We start from the raw sequence: 17,318 nt of genomic DNA on the forward strand, positions 1-17,318 counted from the left end.
TGTGAAGCCAAGGCGACACGTTCAACGCACAACACCCGCGCCTGAACCCCTCCCCTGTTTTGTACAACCATAAAAAAACCGACTGTGTTTCGACAATCGGTTTTCAGTTTCTGAATGTAGTGGGTTTAACCGCCGCAGCCACCGCAACATGCACCGTCTTCACCATGCGCCGGTTTGGCGATTTGATAGCCGGCCCGCTCAACAGCAGCATGCAGATCTTCCAGCGAGACCTGGGTTTCATCAAAACGAACCGACGCTTTTGCGTTTTCGAACGAGGCATCTGCCGCTTGCACGCCTTCGATAGCCGCCAAGGCAATGGCCACTTTATCGGCACATTCAGGGTGTCGCAGACCCGCCAGTTTCAGCATTCCAACTTGCATTTTCTATCCCTTTAACTATGAGGTGAGGCAGTTGATGAAATCGCCACCGCCCATAAAGATATATATTAAATACATCTTATAAATACGGCAAGTGACGGGAAGCCACCATAGAAAAAAACCCGGCCTGCCCGCGCATGCGCAAACAAACCAGGCCGAAGGGAGATTGTGCTTTTTTCTTATTTCATGCCCAGCTTGCGACTGACTGCCAGCAAGGCCACGATGCTCAAGGCTGCCGCCATGATCAGGTAATAACTAGGTGCCACGGGCGAGCCGGTCCAGGAGATCAATCCTGTGGCAATCACCGGGGCAAAGCCGCCGAATACCGTCACGCCAATGTTGTAGCTCAGGGACATGCCGGTTACGCGGGTACGCACCGGGAATACATCAGCCATCAGGCCCGCCAAGGGGGCGAAGTAAATGGACTTGAGCAGCGCCATCAAGCCCACCACCAGAATCAAGGCCGTCTGTGTTGCTACGGTGTTCAGCCAGATGAAGGACGGGAAAATCACAATGGCATACACAATCGCCGCAAACAGCATGATCTTGATGCGGCTGATCTTGCCGGCCACATACCCCACCAGCGGCGTGGCAAAGGTCAGGATCAAGCCAGCTGTCAGTGTCGCCAGAAAACCGGCGGACTGCGGAATGTGCAAGGTGGTCGCGGCATAAGACGGCATGTACTTGATGATGAAGTTCGAGGCCGTAGACACAATCAGCGTCCCCATGGCGATCAGCAACAAGGTTTTCTGCGACGTCAGCACCTCGCGCAAAGGCTGGCTGCCCGGCTCGCTTTCCTTGAAGTCCGGCGACTCGTCCACTGTCTTGCGGATGTAGTAACCCACTGGCCCCAACAGCAAGCCGAAAATAAATGGGGTACGCCAGCCCCAATCCAGCATTTGCTGCTCGTTAAGATTGGAGGTCAGCACGTAACCAAACAAGGACGCCAGCACCACACCAAAACCCTGGCTGGCAAACTGCAAGCTGGCCACAAAAGTACGGGTGCTTTTAGGAGCGTGCTCCATCATGAAGGCCGTGGAGCTACCGAACTCGCCCCCGGCCGAGAAGCCTTGAATCAGACGCGCAATCAAGATCCCGATAGGCGCTATGACGCCGGCCGTGGCATAGCTGGGCATGCAGGCAATCATCAGGGTGCCGATCAGCATCAGGATGATGGACAGCGACAAGGCTTTTTTACGGCCATGCGTATCCGCATAAGAACCAATGACCGCCGCCCCGATAGGTCGGATCAAGAATGAAATGCCAAAGGTGGCAAAGGCCAGCACCAGCGAGACAGTGGGGTCCGTGGTCGGAAAGAACACATGGCTGATTGTCAGCGCAAAGTAGGCGTAAACGGAAAGGTCGAACCATTCCAACGTGTTGCCTACCAATGATGCCGCAACCGGCTTCCAGAAAGAGCGCGGCGTGGAGCCTGTCGCTGCCTGTGTATGTTCCATCGTGTGTATCCTCCTTTTTCCTGTTGTTTTGTGGGCAGCGCGCTGCCGCTTTTTTACGTGTTTTTACGTGTTTCTGGCCATCTCGCCCAGTTCCCAGAAAATGCTGGTCATGATGTCCAGACCTTCCTGAATGACGGGAGCCAGCATGTGTTCATTCGGAGCATGCTGAGAGCAGCCGGGATAGGAATGCGGCACCCAAATGGTGGGCAGACCCAGCACGTCCGCAAAAATATCGTTGGGGACAGTGCCGGCCAGATTCGGAATCAGGGCGATCTTTTGGGAGCTCACCTTGCTGATCGCATCTTTGACCACAGCAATCCAGGGGTTCCCCAGATCCAGGCGCGTGGCGGGTGTAATACGGTCCACATGAATACGTACCTGCTCAAACCCGTGCGCATCCAGATACTGACGCAAGGCAGTTTCCAGCCGCTCCCATTGGGTTCCCAGCACAAAGCGCAGATTGCAGAAGGCCTTGGCCCGTGGAGGGATGGCATTCACCGGCTTTTGAGGGTTACCTGAATCCAGTGCCAGCACTTCCAGCGTGTTCCAGCCAAACAAGCGCTCGCCATAACTCAAATCAGGTTCGCCCCAGTTTTCATTCAGAGCCAGCCCCAAGGTGCGTTGACTAATTTCAAGATCAGCGATGGCGGCGCGCACATCCTCCGGGATGCCCCCAGGCGTCAGGTCGCGACACAGCAGCTTGCCCTTGCCATCGACCAGACAAGCCAAGGCATTGGCCAGCACAATGGCCGGGTTCTCCATTACCCCGCCCCAATTGCCCGAGTGCAGGCCGCTTTCTCGGGATACCACTTCCAAAGAAAACAAGGCGGTGCCACGCGAGCCTAAAAACAAGGTGGGCTGAGCGGCATTCAAGCGGGGGCCATCCGAGGCCAGAAATACATCTGCCGACAGCAGATCCGCTTGCTCTTCGCAGAACTCGCGCAGGCCCACAGAGCCACGTTCTTCACCCGTTTCGAAAATGGCTTTCAGGTTGAAACCCAAGCGCCCTTCACGTGCCTGAATCACCTGCTCCAGCGCCACCAGATTGATGCTGTGCTGCCCCTTGTTATCCGCTGTTCCGCGGCCGTACCAGCGATCCCCTTCAATCTGCAAAGACCAGGGAGACAGGCCATCACGCCATTGCAGATCATGCCCCGGCACAACATCGCCATGCCCGTAAGTCAGGACCGTGGGCGAGTCATCCGACTCGTGACGATGAGCCACCAGAATCGGGCCCGCTCCTTTGGGGTTGGCCATGATGCGAACCGAGAAACCCAGCTTGATCAGGCTGGGGCTTAATTCCTGCTCCAGATACTGAAGCAGTTGATCGGCCTTTTCTGCTGTCTGGCTGTCGCTCTCAATGGCTACACGTCGGCGCAGCTCCGCTTCAAAGCGCCCGTCGGCCAGATAGGCGCGCACATTGGCTAATGCTTCACTTTTTCCCATTCGGTTGTCGTTCTGTCATTGATATAGAAAGTGGGACTATAAAATCTGGCTTTCCTTCTGTATATTTCTATCTTTCGAAGCTAATCAGCTAATTTTTAGAACTCTTGAAACAAGCTTTCATCAGCCCCGGCAACACCAAGGTGGACATGGACTACAAATATTTTCTGGCCGTTATGGAGACAGGCTCCCTGGCTGCCGCCAGCGCACGGCTGCACATCGCCCCCAGTGCCATCAGCCGGCAAATTGCCCTGATGGAAGAAGCGGTAGGAGTCAGCTTATTTGAACGCAGACGACGCGGCATGGTGCTGACCGCCGCCGGGCAAGCCCTGGCCGACCATGCCTTGCGGGTGCGTCTGGAAGAAGAAGCTATCTTGCAAAGCCTGCGCACCAAGGACTATGCGCAAGCCCATATGATCCGAGTGGCTGCTACGGAAGGTTTGTCGCGCTACTTTCTACCCGGTGTGATGGCGGATTTTTCGGCTCGTAGGCCGCAGGCCCAGTTTGTATTGAGGGTAGGCTCACCCACGGACTGCCTGGATCAAGTGAAAAATGGCGATGTGGATATTGCGGTGGTTTTCAGCACCGCACCCGTGCCGGATGTGGAGGTGAACCATAGCTGTCGCTCCCCTCTTTTTGCCATCATGCAGCCTGAACACCCATTGGCAAACGCTGACAGCCTATCGTTGAAGGAATTGCAGGCCTATCCCATCGTGATGCCGGGCCAAGAGTCGACTCAAAAGCAGCTTTTCAACCATGTGTGTCAGATGGAAAAGCTGCGCTTTCATGAGGTCTTTACCTGCAATTACTCGGGGGCGCTGCATGAGTATGTGCGCCAGACAGAAGCGATTGCCTTGGGCGCACTCATCAGCCATCGGAGCAGTCGGGACAATGGTCTGCAAGCTGTGCCGGTACACGACCCACGCCTGGAACGGGATATACAGGTGCTGAGCATGGCAAAGCGTGTGTTGCCTGAAAGCGTGCAGGAGTTCATGCAGATGCTGGTGCAGGAGCTGCAAGAAAGCCAGGCCGAACAAGCCTGAGCAGGCGTAGATAGCCATCAACAAAAAAGGCCGATCATTTTTCAATGACCGGCCTTTCAGCATTCCGAACGCACAAAACAAAAAGCCGAACATCTTTCGATGCTCGGCTTTTTGAGGAATTTTGGTGCCCAGAAGAGGACTCGAACCTCCACACCCGAAGGCACATGGACCTGAACCATGCGCGTCTACCAATTCCGCCACCTGGGCTCTGACTGCTGGATTTGTTTTTCAACTCGTCTCTGCAAGACAGAAGAGAACTATAGCATGATTTTGAAATAGTGCAAACTATTTCTGCTTTTTTTCATACCTGACAGAAATAAGGGCGGCCCTTGCACTTCATAAGAATCGCTTTTATGCTTATTGCTATATCAAGAGTTGGGGCAACCCATGCCAACCTGTGTACCCGCACAAGGTGGATTCAAGATATGGCCATCTGGCAATCAATGGGATCATCAAGATACGAACCCGCTGCCAGCGGGTTTTTTTATGTCTGACTGGCGTCAGGCAAAGGGTCTTTTAATCCAACTTGCTCACCCGGAACTCCCTTCCAAGAGCTAAACAGGAGTGTTTCATGTCTGTACCGTTTTGCTATCACCTGACTCTAGAACAGCACAGCTACCGCATTGTTCTGCGCCCCGGTTGTTCCCGGCTGGCCGTCGTATGCGAATTGCATGCTGATACGGTCGGAGATTACGAACCGCGCTGGCTGGGTTCCAGTTGTCGCGGTGGCTATTGGGCCCGCTTCCAGCACGATATTGACAGCACTTTGTTGCTGAACATGGATGCCATTGCCCGCCTGATTGACGAACACCGTCTGGCTCATCCCAATACGGTGCTGGATACGGATTTGCAGCCTGTTCTGAAAGTAGGCGGACGCTTGCGCGCCCAGCCCTACCCTCAGCAAAAAGCTGCTTAATCCAGGCCTGGGGCGTCGTCGCCCTGATCGCCTTGACGCCAGTAGCTGCTGGCCCGAATCGCGCTTTTATCCAGGCCGCGTTCTTGCACCCAGTATTCGCGCAAGCTTTGCGCGATGGAATATTCTGCTGCGACCCACACATAGCCGGTGCCGCTCAACTCGGGTGCGGCACGCAGGGAATCCAGAATGCCATCCAGACCGGCCAGCGAAGGAACCCAGTTCACGGTGACGTGATCCGGCGCTTCCATCGTACCCACCGTCAGCAAATTGCGCGCCAACACATACACCTGTACCTTCACGCTGGACGGCAGTTCATGCACACGGCGTGCCATGGCGGGCACAGCGGTTTCGTCACCAATCAGGATTTGCCAATCCAGATCCTTGCTGACCAGGAAGGAGCCGCGCGGACCGGCCACGCCCAGCTTGTCGCCTTCTTTGGCTTGCATGGCCCATTGGCATGCTGGGCCTTCACCGTGGACCACAAAATCAATATCCATCTCTTTTTCCTGCTCGCGGAACTCGCGAGGGGTGTAGTCGCGGATGGGTGGCTTTTCCTGACCGGCAGCAAAGACCATGCCGCGCTCGCCCATTTGAGGCAGGCGCAATTCTTTGGTGCTGGGGTCCGGGAAAATCAGTTTGACGTGATCATCAAAGCCGGGGGTGTAAAAGCCTTCCAGATCCGAGCCTGCCAAGGTGATACGCACCATATCAGGGCCCAGTTCGCGCCGCTTTTTAACGGTCAGCAAACGCAACTTCAGGGTATGGGCAACTTTTTGCGTTAATTGTTCAGACTGCATTCTTAAGACTCCTTGGGCAAGTTCCGAATTTCAGCGATGGCCTTCTCCAGAATGGCCACCACTTCAGCCTGTCGTTCCAGACTGGCTGTGGATTGTTCAAACATGGCCTGCTTCAGGCTGTGGCGTACCTGGACAAATTCCGGCAACCAGCCTGTTTGTTCCTGCGCGGCCTTCAAGTCCTCGTCGCTATTGTGTTCGGCCAGCATCTGCCGTATCCACACCAGCTTGCGCCCGCGGTAGGTCAGGGATTGCAGCAGGTAATCGCACTTTTCCTTTTGCTCCTCCAGATACTTCTGACCTTCCTTGGTCAGGCTGTACATCTTGCGACGGCCTTCTTCTTCGATCAGTACCCAACCTTGCGTGGCGCAATACGCCAGGGCCGGATAGACCGCGCCCGCGCTGGGTACATAACTGTTCTGGCTGATCTGCGCGAAACGGCGGATCAGTTGATAACCGTGAGTACTGCCCTCTTTGAGCAGAACCATCAGCATGAGCTGCATGGCGCGAGCCGAGTACTTTCGGCCTTGGCCCATGTCCAGCAACATACGCTCGACATCCATTGTGTTGAATTTCATGTTCACACTCTTATGCTATATCACACGACACATTCTAATGATAATGAGAATGCCAATCAACTAGAAATTCCAATTAAATTTATCCAGCGAAAAACGCTTGCTTTCCCAGGGGAACTCACTCTATAATTGAATGCTTGAGACGGGCAGCAGCCTTGATCAAAGCCCAGGTGGCGGAATTGGTAGACGCGCATGGTTCAGGTCCATGTGCCTTCGGGTGTGGAGGTTCGAGTCCTCTTCTGGGCACCAAAATTCCTCAAAAAGCCGATCATTGAAAAATGATCGGCTTTTTGTTTTGTTCGCCGGAAAAATAAAGAGCTTGAACGCCTTGTTTGGGGACGAGAAAATCAGGCATGCAGATCCAACCGGGGTCGTGTTGGTACGGCCTAGTCCTCTGTATGACCGAACCTCTCTTCCAGAGGCCGGACATTCCGAAAGATCAAACCTCTTTAGGTCTTTAGGGTTAAGGCCAGAAGTACTCGGAACACATCTCTGACTTGCCGAAGCAAAATCCGCCAAAAAAAACAAAAAAAAGCCGAAACAGCATGAACCCTATTTCGGCTTTTTTATCTCTGGCAGTTTTATCGCAAGCAGCTTGCTTGCCCCGCCCTCCTCATCATCACTCCAATGCGCGATGACGACGCTGCCAGAAAGGCTGCGCCGCGTAGCGTTGCTCCATGCCATACAGGGCATGTTGCGAATTCAGGTGACGTACCAAACCCAGCAAATAGTCTTTCTCGTAAGCGCGTGCTGGTTCCGGATTACCTTTAGTCAGAGCCACGGCAGCTTGTGCTGACTGTGATCCGCTCCACAAGGCGGTTGCCAAACCATTGGCAGCCAAGGGGTCCATGGCCGCGCCTGCATCACCGGCACGCAAGATACGGCCTTCGATGAAGTAAGACACCATGCAACTGGCAGCAGCGCTGACTTTAGGAGTGTGATCCGCCATCTGGCTATCCAGACCCAGACTCTCCATACGCACTCGTGCTGCATCGGCACAGCCCAGCAATCCAGCCCATACCGAACCATCCCGACTTAGACCCTCTGGCAAAAGGTCCGAGTCCGAGAACAAGGCCACCATCAAGCGATGGCCGGGCATGGGAGACAAGTACCACCAACCCAGTTCTACGGCTTCCACCAGGGAAGCAGCCAATGGCTCAGCCCCTTCAGGCAAATCAAAAACATGCCAGGCTGCGACCAATCTATCCAGACGATGGCGCTCGGCAGCCGCACCGGCGGACAAGGCGGCACGACCCGTACAGTCGATCAAGGCAGCAGCTTCCAGGCTAGTACCGTCTGCCAGCTTGGCAATGACACCTTCAGGTTGATGCTCCAGGCCCAGGACACGTGTCTGGCGAATACTGACTTTCTCTTCTTTTTGCACGCGCTCGAACAGCGCCTGCTCCAGGCGAGCCTTGTCCAGCAAGTAGCCCTGCCCGTCTTCATCCTGCACGGTGCGCAGCCCTGCACCGCCCCATACCGAGAACCGCCCTTGTGAACGCAAGGCCACCGTCTCATCCAGACAGCTTGCCCAGCCCAGACTGGTCAACACCACGGCCCCACGTTCGGACAAGGTCTCGCCAAACGAAGGCTGGGGCTCCTGAGGAGCCACCAGCATTACTTCCTGACCTTGCATACTCAGGCGACGCGCCGCCGCTAAACCCGCCACACCGGCGCCAACAACAATCATCATGCCTTCATCCTCAGGTTCCCGTGTGCTTTTTCAACGGAATAATGTCCATGGAACCGCGTTGCACTTCCACATACAGCTCGGGCGGAACTCCTGCCAGCCCGACTGGCCCCGGACGTTTTACCACGACTCCCATACGAGTCCAAAGCTCGATCATGCGACGCAGGCCATCGGTGTAACCCGCTTCCACGTGCAAGCCGATCCCCGCAGCACCCCGCGCCCACGGTACACGGCTGTGGTAGAAGCGCAGACGCTCTTCCAGGCTCAACTTCGGGTCCATCAATTGCTTGTAGAAAGCCTCAGGCAACACATCGACCGGCAAGAGAGCGGGCCACCAGATAGGCGTGGGGAAACTGTCGGCTGTCTGTACGGCCTGGCAACTGAAGGCGTCCCCTTGCCACGGCACGCCCATCCAGCGCGTCAAATCCCCCGGTGCCTGCGGGCCGATAGGCGCGCCCTTTTCATCCGGATCGCTGATGTTGGGATTACCTGCAAACACATTGACCGGATTCAGTTGATAGCCCATGTCCTGCGCCAGATTCTTGCGTGGCGACAAGGCCAGGCGGAACGGCAAGCGGGTTTTATCCTTGCCCTGGAACAGTTCAGGATGACGAATCGGCCAGGTAATTTCCACGCCGGGATGGAAGGCTCCGCCCGAGCAGGCATCCAGAGCGGCACGGGTCAAGGCTTCAGGTTGCAGCTCCAGCGGGATTTTATCCAGCGAGGTATAGGCATCCATCTTTGCGTCGTGGAAATCGTTGTCGAACTTGCCTTGTGCCCACAGACTCAGAATGTTGTATTGCGTCTTGGTCAGTGTCAGCCAGGAATGAGGGCTGTCGGGATAGTTCACACCATCGCCCAACATCAAGGGCAAGGCATTGGCGCGGATATCTTCACCACCGGGCCGCCGGAAAGCCTCAAACACACGCTGTCGTTGCGCGCGAGCCTGCTCGCCCGGCTCGGCCAAGGCCGCCAAGGTGTCCGGGTCCGACAAGTCGCCCACTTTCTGCCAGGCCGTGCCCAGGAAGGTGGCGCTGGCGACCCATTGCATCTGACCACTGCGACGCAAGATAGGCAGCACATCGCGCCGAAAAGAAACCTTGTCGCCGGGTTCGGATAGTTGGCCCAGGGAAATCATGGCTTCACGCGCCGCATCGTAGAGCGTGACAATGGGCTCCATTTGCGGGGCAAACTTGGGGCCGCAAGATACGACCCAGGCCGGTTCGCACTCCAGGGTTTTGCCATCGATCTGCACCGTGGCTTTCACCCAGCCGTCGCACCAGTCGTCATGCCAGCCGTCGTTATTGGTAAAGTCCCGCACCGGGTTTTGTTCAATCGCTGTGCGCGATACACCGTCAGCGGGGAACACCAGCAAACGCCCTGCTTCATCTGTACGCAAATGTCCCAAAGGCACATCCAGGCTTTGCCAGAAACGGCCTTGCATGCGGTAGGTCGTATCAGCTCCATCGGCATTAATGGACTTGCCTTCAATAGTGACCGGACCAGGATCAATCACCAGCATGTCACGGCGCTGCTCACCAGCAATAAAGGGATTGCGTTGGGCACCGGGGACTCCGGGGGCGGCATCACCCCGATCCATGGCATTCACGAAACCGTACCAGGCAGCTTTGGTATTGGCGACGTGCACCGTCCACTTGGGATTGGAACTGGCACCCAGCTCGCTCACGACCCGACCTTGCTCATCGTATCCATATAAACGAAAGCGTTGCGCCTGCTTCTTGATGCGCCCCTGGGCATCTTTGAAACCATGTTCAGGCTCGTCCATCAGGCCAGGAACCTCAGGGGCAGGAAACCATTCACTGGAATTGCCAACCCGTGCAAAACCAATGGCCGGAAAAATGGCCACCCGGACAATTTTGGACCCTTTGGGCGCCAGCTCCTGAGCCTGCAAAGGCGAGATGGCAGATTTAAACCAGATCGGTGAGCTCAGGCTGGCCGCAGCGGCGCTGAACAAGAAATCGCGACGTTTCATAATGGTCCCCTTTGATCATCGCTATAGAGTCGACGTATCGGTGCGCGTAAACGTGATGGCAAGAAACAGAATCAAGAAGGGCCGGAGGCGTCTGGACAGACTGTTCCTGAACCGGCTGCTCTGCTTCCCGCCACTATGACAGCAGAGGAAAAGTCGCAGTAATTTTTCTTTATAATTGTTGAAAATCTGAGACATATTTTTACAAAATGCGAGGCAGGGAAAACAGCATGACCCAGCCTCCCAGGACCAGATAAGGGCCAAAGTGAATGGCCTGCCCAGCTTCCAGACGCCCACCAAGCCGCAGAATCAGAGCGGCCAGCAAGCCCAATACCGAGGCTGCCAAAAGAATCCCCGGCAAGGCAGGCGCTCCCAGCCAGGCGCCTAAAGCAGCCAGTAATTTGAAATCTCCATAGCCCATGCCTGCACGCCCGGTCAGCAACAGGAACACATGATTCAACAGCCACAGCAGGCCGTAACCCAGTGCCGCGCCAATCACGGCCAAAGGCAAGCTGCTAAAGGTGTGATCCAGGTTGACCAGCAAACCCAGCCACAGCAATGGCAAAGTAAGACGATCCGGCAGATAGCCGGTTTCTGCATCAATCCAGGCCAGCAGAGCCGTACCGGCGATGAACACGCAAGCTGCCACCGCCGCAGGCGTCAGCTGCCAGCGCCAACCGGCCCAGAGCATCAGAGCCAGGGCCAGCCCCTGACAGACCCAGCCCCATTGACGATGGGCACGGGGTGAACGCCCGTCCAGCTCAGGCTCGAGCTCTATGGGCAGGTTCCAGGACAAGTGTCGGGCTGGCCAGAAAAAACAGGCTGCCAAGACCAGAGCAATTCCCATTCCCGCCCAGGCATTGCCCCACAACGTCCACATCATATTGATCCTTCACCGGGTTAATAAACGCGCGCCCCACAGGCCACACTGCCCAAATCCTAGCAGAGCCGTGCGTGCTTTTGATGACGTAAGCATTTTTTGCTCCAGGAGGAGAAAGTCGGACGGTGGCATTTTTTTGTTACCCGAATGACAGACAGAGCCCCACAAGGCTAGGCATAATGCGCTTCACCCCTTTGTTTCGCTTACGGATGAATAAGGAAGCGCTATGAACCACTTTGTGCCCCACGCTGCGCGTACTCCTCGCCTGCGCTCTTTGACCGGCGCCCTGCTCCTGGTCTGGATGGGCTCGGCAGCCAGCACCGTCTGGGCCCAGCAGATCGAGTCCATTACCTTATCCAGTGCCGGTATGGCCGAGATCGAGCGACAAATCCCCATTTCCGACACAGGCACCGCCCAGTTGCGTGTGCCTCTGACCCAGGTCGATGACATTCTGAAAACCCTGATGGCCGTCGATGGCAAGAACCGCATCGACTCCCTGACCCTGTCGGGTCTGGCCCCGCTGAAGGAAAGCTTTGACAGCCTGCCCTTCTCGGCCAAAGACCTGCGCTCGCCCGCCACCCTGGCACAAGCCCTGCGCGGTCAGCAAGTCAGTGCCAGCTCGCAAGGTCGTCTGGTGCGTGGTGCCGTCCTGGGGGTGCAAGCGACTGCGGCCACCAACGAGCGTCCCGCCCAGGCCATCTTGAGCGTGCTGACAGAGCAAGGCCAGATCCAGACGCTGGAACTGGGCCCGGATACCAGCCTGGAAGTGCTGGACAAGACTTTGCAGCAGCAATTGCAGCAGGCCACCGAAGTGCTGGCGGGTCAGAGCAATCAGCAATCGCGTGATATTCAGCTGGTCCTGAACAAGACCGACGCCAAGACAGCCCGCCTGTCGTACCTGATTCCTGCGCCGGTCTGGAAAAGCTCCTATCGCCTGATGATGCAGGACGGCAAAGCCCGCCTGCAAGCCTGGGCTATTTTTGAGAACACCAGCGGTGAAGACTGGAAAGATGTGAAAGTCACACTCAGTTCGGGTTCGCCCGTGATGCTGCGCCAGCGTCTGCTGGAGCGTTACTGGAACGAGCGCCCGGAACTGCCGGTTGCGGTGGGTAGCTCGATTGCCCCGCAAGCCGACACCCAAGCCACCTTGAGCGCCAATCAGGCCCGCAAGGCAACTGGCGAAGCCATGCGTGCGCGTATGGCCCCCGTCGCCCCCGCTCCCATGATGGAAGCGTCCTATATGGCAGACAGCGCCGTGTCCAAACAATGGGCGTCTGGCGGTGCCGGTGCCAGCACCCAGGCACAGGAAGGCCAGACCCAAGTGCGCTTCAGCCTGCCGCAAACGCTGAGCGTGCCTACTGGCCAAACAGTCTCGGTGCCCTTTATCGACACATCCTTGCAAGCAGAAGCCCTGTCGGTTTACCGCAGTGGCCAAGCTGGCAACCACCCCACCGCCGCTATCTGGGTGAACAACGAACAGGCCAACAGCCTGCCGCCCGGCATCATCACCGTCTTTAATCAGGCGGATGGTCATGTCGGTGATGCCGAGCTGGCCGGTTTGCCTGCTGGCGAGCAGCGCTTGATCTACTTTGCCCAGGACAGCAAAGTACAGATCCGCGAAGAGCAGACGGATGAATACCGCCTGAGCAAAACCCGTGTGACCGACGGCGTGGCCCGTTCGGAATGGACGCGCTTCCAGAACTTCCGTTACGAGATCAAGGCTCCGGCCGATGAAGATCGTACCGTGCTGATCCAACTGCCCCGTCAGGACGGCTGGACCTTCAAGTCCGACGCGCACGATAGCGATACCGCCCAGGAACACCGCCTGAAAGTGAAGGTTGCCAAAGGCAAGACAGTCACTGTCACCGCCCAGCTGAGCCTGCAAGATCAGGTGGAACTGCGTCTGGAAGAAATCGACGAGAACATGCTGCTGCAATGGCGTGGGAACGGCGAGGACAGCGCGCAACAAGCCAAGATGGACAAGCTGATTGAGCTGCGTCGCCAGCTGAGCCAGGCCCAGCAAGCGCAAAATCAGGCCGTCGAGAGCCTGAACGACACCGTGGCCGAACAGGAACGCATCCGCGCCAACCTGGCTGCCGTCAGCGCACAAAGCACCCTGGGTCAGCGCTTTAGCGAGCAACTGGCTCAGCAGGAAGACCAGATTGCCAGCCAGCGCAAAGCCGTTCAGGAACAGCGCGACGCCGTGCAAAAAGCCCGTCAGGCTTTTGAAAAGGGTCTGGCCGAACTGGCTTGATCCCGGTCCTTATGCCGGTGCAGGCAACTCGGCCTGCACCTGCTCCAGAAACGCGCGTATGGCATGGCCCTGCGCGCGTTCTTTCAGGCAGTACACAAACTCGCTCAAATGCGCCGAGACATCACTCAGCGGCAAGCTGATAATGTCCGGATGCGCAGGCACCTCGCGCAAGGGCAGCAGACTGGCCCCCATGCCGCACACCACCCCCCACCCTATCGCCTCCCGGCTACCGATTTCCAGAAGCTGCGTCGGCTCCTGCCCCGCCTGCCGGAACACCTGATGGCACAACTCCCGTGTCATGGACCCCGGTTCACGCATCAGAATGGGATGACGACACAGATCCACAATGCGCACACGCTGCCGATTCGCCAAAGGATGGTCCACTCGCAGCACGGCGACCAGGGGATCGGACGCCAGCAGCAGGCGCACCAAACGCGGATCATCCACCAGCGCCGAGGATGCAATCACATCCAGCTGATAATCATGCAAGGCACCCAAGACGCGTTGCGAGTTATCAATGCTCAAGCGCATCTTCACGCCGGGGTAGGCCTGATGGAAATTCCGTAATACAGCCATGATGTAATACGGCCCGGTCGCACCCACCCGCAACATGCCGCTTTTCAGATCGCGCAGATCGCGCAAACTGAAATCGATCTGCGCGGCCTGCTGCATCAACTGCTCGACCTGGGGCAGGAGCCGTTCCCCTTGCTGGCTCAAGTACACCCCCTTGCCCTGCCTATAGAACAGCTCCACGCCATAGCGGGTTTCCAGTTGTCGCAGATGCGAAGTCACGGTGGGCTGGCTGATCCCCAATTGCTGGGCAGCCTTGGTAATAGAGCCACAATGGGCCGTGGCGTGAAAGGACTTCAGTTCCAGAGCCAGCATGCTGCCGCTCTCCTTGCTAAGACTCAAAGCCCAAATTATCCGATTCTCGTATTACAGAAATTAGTTGTACTGTCATAGGGCCGCCATATACGCCTCCCATACTGACGTTCATGACATTCATGACAAGTCGGAACCCAGGATGAGCGCCAAGCCAGCATTTTTAACCATACAAGGACTGCACAAGCAGTTCGGCTCCTTTACTGCCCTGGACCAGGTCAGCCTGGATATACAAGCCGGTGAACTGGTGTGTTTGCTGGGCCCCTCGGGCTGCGGCAAAACCACCTTGCTGCGATGCATTGCCGGGCTGCAACAAGCCGATCAAGGCATCATCGTGATGGCAGGCCGGGACATTACCCACCTGCCTCCTCAACAGCGCGACTACGGCATTCTGTTTCAGTCCTACGCCCTGTTTCCCAACCTGACCGTGGCCCAGAACATTGCCTACGGTCTGTCACCCCGCAAGAACCTGGCCACCCAAGTGCGTCAGCGCGTCTCGGAGATGCTGGATCTGGTCGGCCTGTCCGGTTCGGAAAACAAATACCCGGCGCAACTGTCGGGCGGTCAGCAGCAACGTGTGGCCTTGGCCCGCGCGCTGGCTCCCTCGCCCTCCCTGCTCTTGCTGGACGAACCCATGTCGGCCCTGGATGCCCAGGTGCGCGAGCGCCTGCGTATCGAGCTGCGTGCCCTGCAAAAACAACTATCCATCACCACCCTGATGGTGACGCACGACCAGGAAGAAGCCATGGTCATGGCGGACCGTATCGCCGTGATGGAAAAGGGCCGTTTGGTCCAGTTTGATCGTCCCCAGGCTTTGTACCGTGCCCCCTCCGATCCTTTTGTGGCAGGTTTTATCGGTGAAGCCAACTGGCTGCCCTTTACGCCCCTGCACGATTGTTCGGTTCTGGTCGAGCGCGTTCGTCTGGATCTGGGCCAGGAGGCCCCTACCGCTGCCGGACGTCTTTTCATTCGTCCTGAGAACATTCGAGTACTGGATAACAGCAGCCCGGCCACCACGACCAATACTTTCCTGGCCGACATCGTGGACGGTGTGTTCTTGGGCCGTCACTACAAGCTGATTCTGCGCCCCGAAGGCATGGATGGGCTGACTGTCCAGGCCATCGTCAACCCCGAACAAGGCGACCGCTTGCTTGACCCTTTGGCCGCACGTCGCTGCCGCATTCAGCTTCCCAGCGAGGCGCTGCATGCCCACCACTGATTCCACGCCACAGCCTGACGCTGCGTCCCTGAGTTCTACCAGCCTGTATGGCCTGCCTGTTGCTGAAACTAGTGTGAAGAACCATCCCCTGACCCGTCCCGTTTTGCCTGTCTGGATAGGCTCGGCAGCGCGACGCGCTTTATTGATTGCCCTGTTTGCCCTGCTGGTCCTGTTCCTGGCCCTGCCCATGCTGTTTATCCTGCTGCGCGCCATTCAGGACGGCGACGGGCAACTGGTGGGTCTGGGTCAGTTCTGGTCGGTGATCAGCGCCCCCGGTTTCATGTCCATGGTGGGCCGCAGCATTCTGGTGGGTGTGACCACCTTGCTGATCGTAATCCCCGCCGCCTACGCATTCGCCTTTGCGCTGCAACGCTGCTGCATACGCGGTGCCGGACTGTTTCGTGCTCTGGGTCTTCTGCCCTTGCTGGCCCCTTCCCTGATGCCGGGCCTGTCCCTGATCTATTTGTTTGGCAATCAGGGTTTGCTGCGCCACTGGTTGGGCGGTGAAACGATTTATGGTTTCTGGGGCATTGTGCTGGGCGAAGCCTTCTACACCTTCCCCCACGCCCTGATGATTCTGAGCACCGGCCTGGCCCTGGCCGATGCCCGTCTGTATGACGCTGCCCGCGCCATGGGTGCGAGTTCCTGGCGTCGCTTCCTGACAGTCACCCTGCCCGCCAGCCGCTATGCCGTCTTTTCCGCCGCCTGCCTGGTCTTTACGCTGACAGTCACCGACTTTGGTGTGCCCAAGGTTGTGGGTGGCTCCTATAACGTGCTGGCCATGGAAGCGTATAAAGCTGTGGTCGGTCAGTTGCAGTTCTCCAAAGGCGCAGCCATTGGCGTGCTGCTGCTGATTCCCGCTGTGCTGACCTTCTTTCTGGACCGCCACCTGCGTGCTCGTGCCAGCGGTCAGGCTCAAGGCTCGCTCAGCGCGTACTCGCCCCTGCCCCACCGTCAGCGCGACCGTTACTTCACTATCGTTCTGCTGCTGGTATCCCTGGCGATTCTGACGATTGTGGGCATGGCCGTCTGGGCCTCCCTGATCAAGTTCTGGCCATACAACCTGAGCCTGTCCATGAAGTCCTACGACTTCAACAATATGGACGGTGGTGGCTGGCTGGCCTGGCGCAACAGCCTGACCATGGCCTTGTTTACCGCGATTCTGGGTTCGGCCCTGATCTTTATGGGTGCCTGGGTACTGGAAAAGCTGCCTGCCCGTGGTCAGTCCGAAAAAGGCTTGTACGGCGTGCTGCAAATGCTGGCGCTGGCTCCCATGGCCATTCCCGGTCTGGTGCTGGGCCTGGGCTACATCTTCTTTTTCAACCACCCCAACAACCCGCTGGCAGGCTTGTACGGCTCCATGACCTTGTTGGTGCTGTGTACCGTTATCCACCTGTACACCAGCGCTCACCTGAACTTTGTGACCGCCCTGAAAGCCATTCCCGCCGAACTGGAAGCCGCTGCCGCCTCCTTAAAGGCCCCACGTCTGGCGACCTTGATGGGCGTGACCGTCCCGCTGTGCCTGCCCGCCCTGCTGTCGGTGGCGCGCTACCTGTTTGTATCGGCCATGACCACCGTGTCTGCCGTGGTGTTTCTGTACAGCCCGCAGACCGTGCTGGCCTCGGTGGCGGTCATGAATATGGATGACGCCGGCTTTATTGGTCCGGCCGCCGCCATGTGCACCGTCATCATGCTCAGCTCCGGTTTTGTCTGCCTGCTGGTTCATCTTCTGAGCCGGGCTGCCTTGCGTCGCAGCCAAGCCTGGCGCTCCTCTACTTCCCTTTCTCCAACCCGATAG

The 17,318-nt window shown here is 57.4% G+C and carries 14 protein-coding genes, 2 tRNA genes and 1 riboswitch; of the genes, 6 read left to right on the forward strand and 10 right to left on the reverse strand.

All coding sequences use genetic code 11. The annotated features are described in order from the left end of the window. Nucleotides 1-125: 125 nt before the first annotated feature. From DUD43_RS11495 to DUD43_RS11505, 3 genes are all read right to left on the reverse strand, one after another. Nucleotides 126-380 (reverse strand): heavy-metal-associated domain-containing protein, encoded by a 255-nt coding sequence (locus DUD43_RS11495; protein WP_031231948.1) that lies wholly within the window; start codon nucleotides 378-380, stop codon nucleotides 126-128. Nucleotides 381-556: 176 nt separating this feature from the next. Next, the gene (locus DUD43_RS11500; RefSeq protein ID WP_153230394.1) at nucleotides 557-1,834 is read right to left on the reverse strand and encodes an MFS transporter; all 1,278 of its coding nucleotides are present in this window, start codon (nucleotides 1,832-1,834) and stop codon (nucleotides 557-559) included. A 63-nt stretch (nucleotides 1,835-1,897) separates the two neighbouring features. Then, complete coding sequence (locus tag DUD43_RS11505) at nucleotides 1,898-3,280, reverse strand: M20 family metallopeptidase (protein ID WP_153230395.1); 1,383 nt, start codon at nucleotides 3,278-3,280, stop codon at nucleotides 1,898-1,900. Between the two features lie 104 nt (nucleotides 3,281-3,384). Between DUD43_RS11505 and DUD43_RS11510 the strand changes: the two genes are divergently transcribed. Continuing rightward, nucleotides 3,385-4,320: a LysR family transcriptional regulator gene (locus tag DUD43_RS11510; RefSeq protein WP_228125777.1), complete on the forward strand. Its 936-nt coding sequence runs from the start codon at nucleotides 3,385-3,387 to the stop codon at nucleotides 4,318-4,320. 122 nt (nucleotides 4,321-4,442) lie between these two features. On the opposite strand, the gene DUD43_RS11515 is transcribed toward DUD43_RS11510, so the two are convergent. Beyond that, a tRNA-Leu gene (locus tag DUD43_RS11515) sits at nucleotides 4,443-4,527 on the reverse strand. Between the two features lie 153 nt (nucleotides 4,528-4,680). Then, nucleotides 4,681-4,774, forward strand: a riboswitch (SAM-I-IV-variant riboswitch). Nucleotides 4,775-4,891: 117 nt separating this feature from the next. Between DUD43_RS11515 and DUD43_RS11520 the strand changes: the two genes are divergently transcribed. Next, on the forward strand, nucleotides 4,892-5,236 hold the full coding sequence (locus DUD43_RS11520) for a hypothetical protein (RefSeq protein WP_153230396.1): 345 nt from the start codon (nucleotides 4,892-4,894) through the stop codon (nucleotides 5,234-5,236). Here the strand turns inward: DUD43_RS11520 and DUD43_RS11525 are convergent. Next, nucleotides 5,233-6,033 carry a siderophore-interacting protein gene (locus DUD43_RS11525; RefSeq protein ID WP_153230397.1) on the reverse strand — a complete coding sequence of 267 codons (801 nt, stop codon included), beginning with the start codon at nucleotides 6,031-6,033 and terminating at the stop codon, nucleotides 5,233-5,235. The genes DUD43_RS11520 and DUD43_RS11525 overlap by 4 nt on opposite strands. A 2-nt stretch (nucleotides 6,034-6,035) precedes the next feature. Further along, nucleotides 6,036-6,608, reverse strand: coding sequence for a PadR family transcriptional regulator (locus tag DUD43_RS11530; protein WP_153230398.1), 573 nt, complete (start codon nucleotides 6,606-6,608; stop codon nucleotides 6,036-6,038). 161 nt (nucleotides 6,609-6,769) lie between these two features. Between DUD43_RS11530 and DUD43_RS11535 the strand changes: the two genes are divergently transcribed. Further along, nucleotides 6,770-6,854: transfer RNA gene (locus DUD43_RS11535), tRNA-Leu, on the forward strand. Between the two features lie 370 nt (nucleotides 6,855-7,224). On the opposite strand, the gene DUD43_RS11540 is transcribed toward DUD43_RS11535, so the two are convergent. The 3 genes from DUD43_RS11540 to DUD43_RS11550 form a co-directional block, all read right to left on the reverse strand. Beyond that, nucleotides 7,225-8,298, reverse strand: coding sequence for an NAD(P)/FAD-dependent oxidoreductase (locus tag DUD43_RS11540; protein WP_153230399.1), 1,074 nt, complete (start codon nucleotides 8,296-8,298; stop codon nucleotides 7,225-7,227). Nucleotides 8,299-8,308: 10 nt separating this feature from the next. Further along, entirely contained in the window at nucleotides 8,309-10,288 is a 1,980-nt protein-coding gene (goxA, locus tag DUD43_RS11545; protein ID WP_153230400.1) for a CTQ-dependent glycine oxidase GoxA, read from the reverse strand. Nucleotides 10,289-10,487: 199 nt separating this feature from the next. After that, a complete protein-coding gene (locus tag DUD43_RS11550) occupies nucleotides 10,488-11,168 on the reverse strand; it encodes a prepilin peptidase (protein WP_409049733.1) in 681 nt (226 codons plus the stop codon). Between the two features lie 223 nt (nucleotides 11,169-11,391). On the opposite strand from DUD43_RS11550, the gene DUD43_RS11555 reads away from it, so the two are divergent. Continuing rightward, nucleotides 11,392-13,419, forward strand: coding sequence for a DUF4139 domain-containing protein (locus DUD43_RS11555; protein ID WP_153230401.1), 2,028 nt, complete (start codon nucleotides 11,392-11,394; stop codon nucleotides 13,417-13,419). A gap of 9 nt (nucleotides 13,420-13,428) precedes the next feature. Here the strand turns inward: DUD43_RS11555 and DUD43_RS11560 are convergent, their stop codons facing one another. Next, nucleotides 13,429-14,304, reverse strand: a complete 876-nt coding sequence (locus DUD43_RS11560) for a LysR substrate-binding domain-containing protein (protein ID WP_109088396.1) — start codon at nucleotides 14,302-14,304, stop codon at nucleotides 13,429-13,431. Nucleotides 14,305-14,443: 139 nt separating this feature from the next. On the opposite strand from DUD43_RS11560, the gene DUD43_RS11565 reads away from it, so the two are divergent. Both DUD43_RS11565 and DUD43_RS11570 read left to right on the forward strand, forming a co-directional pair. Next, nucleotides 14,444-15,520 (forward strand): putative 2-aminoethylphosphonate ABC transporter ATP-binding protein, encoded by a 1,077-nt coding sequence (locus DUD43_RS11565; RefSeq protein WP_035272334.1) that lies wholly within the window; start codon nucleotides 14,444-14,446, stop codon nucleotides 15,518-15,520. Then, nucleotides 15,507-17,318, forward strand: a complete 1,812-nt coding sequence (locus DUD43_RS11570; RefSeq protein ID WP_153230402.1) for a putative 2-aminoethylphosphonate ABC transporter permease subunit — start codon at nucleotides 15,507-15,509, stop codon at nucleotides 17,316-17,318. Before DUD43_RS11565 ends, DUD43_RS11570 begins: the two co-directional genes overlap by 14 nt.

The organism is Alcaligenes faecalis, from assembly GCF_009497775.1.
In the GTDB taxonomy this organism is placed as follows: Bacteria; Pseudomonadota; Gammaproteobacteria; order Burkholderiales; family Burkholderiaceae_B; genus Alcaligenes; species Alcaligenes faecalis_D.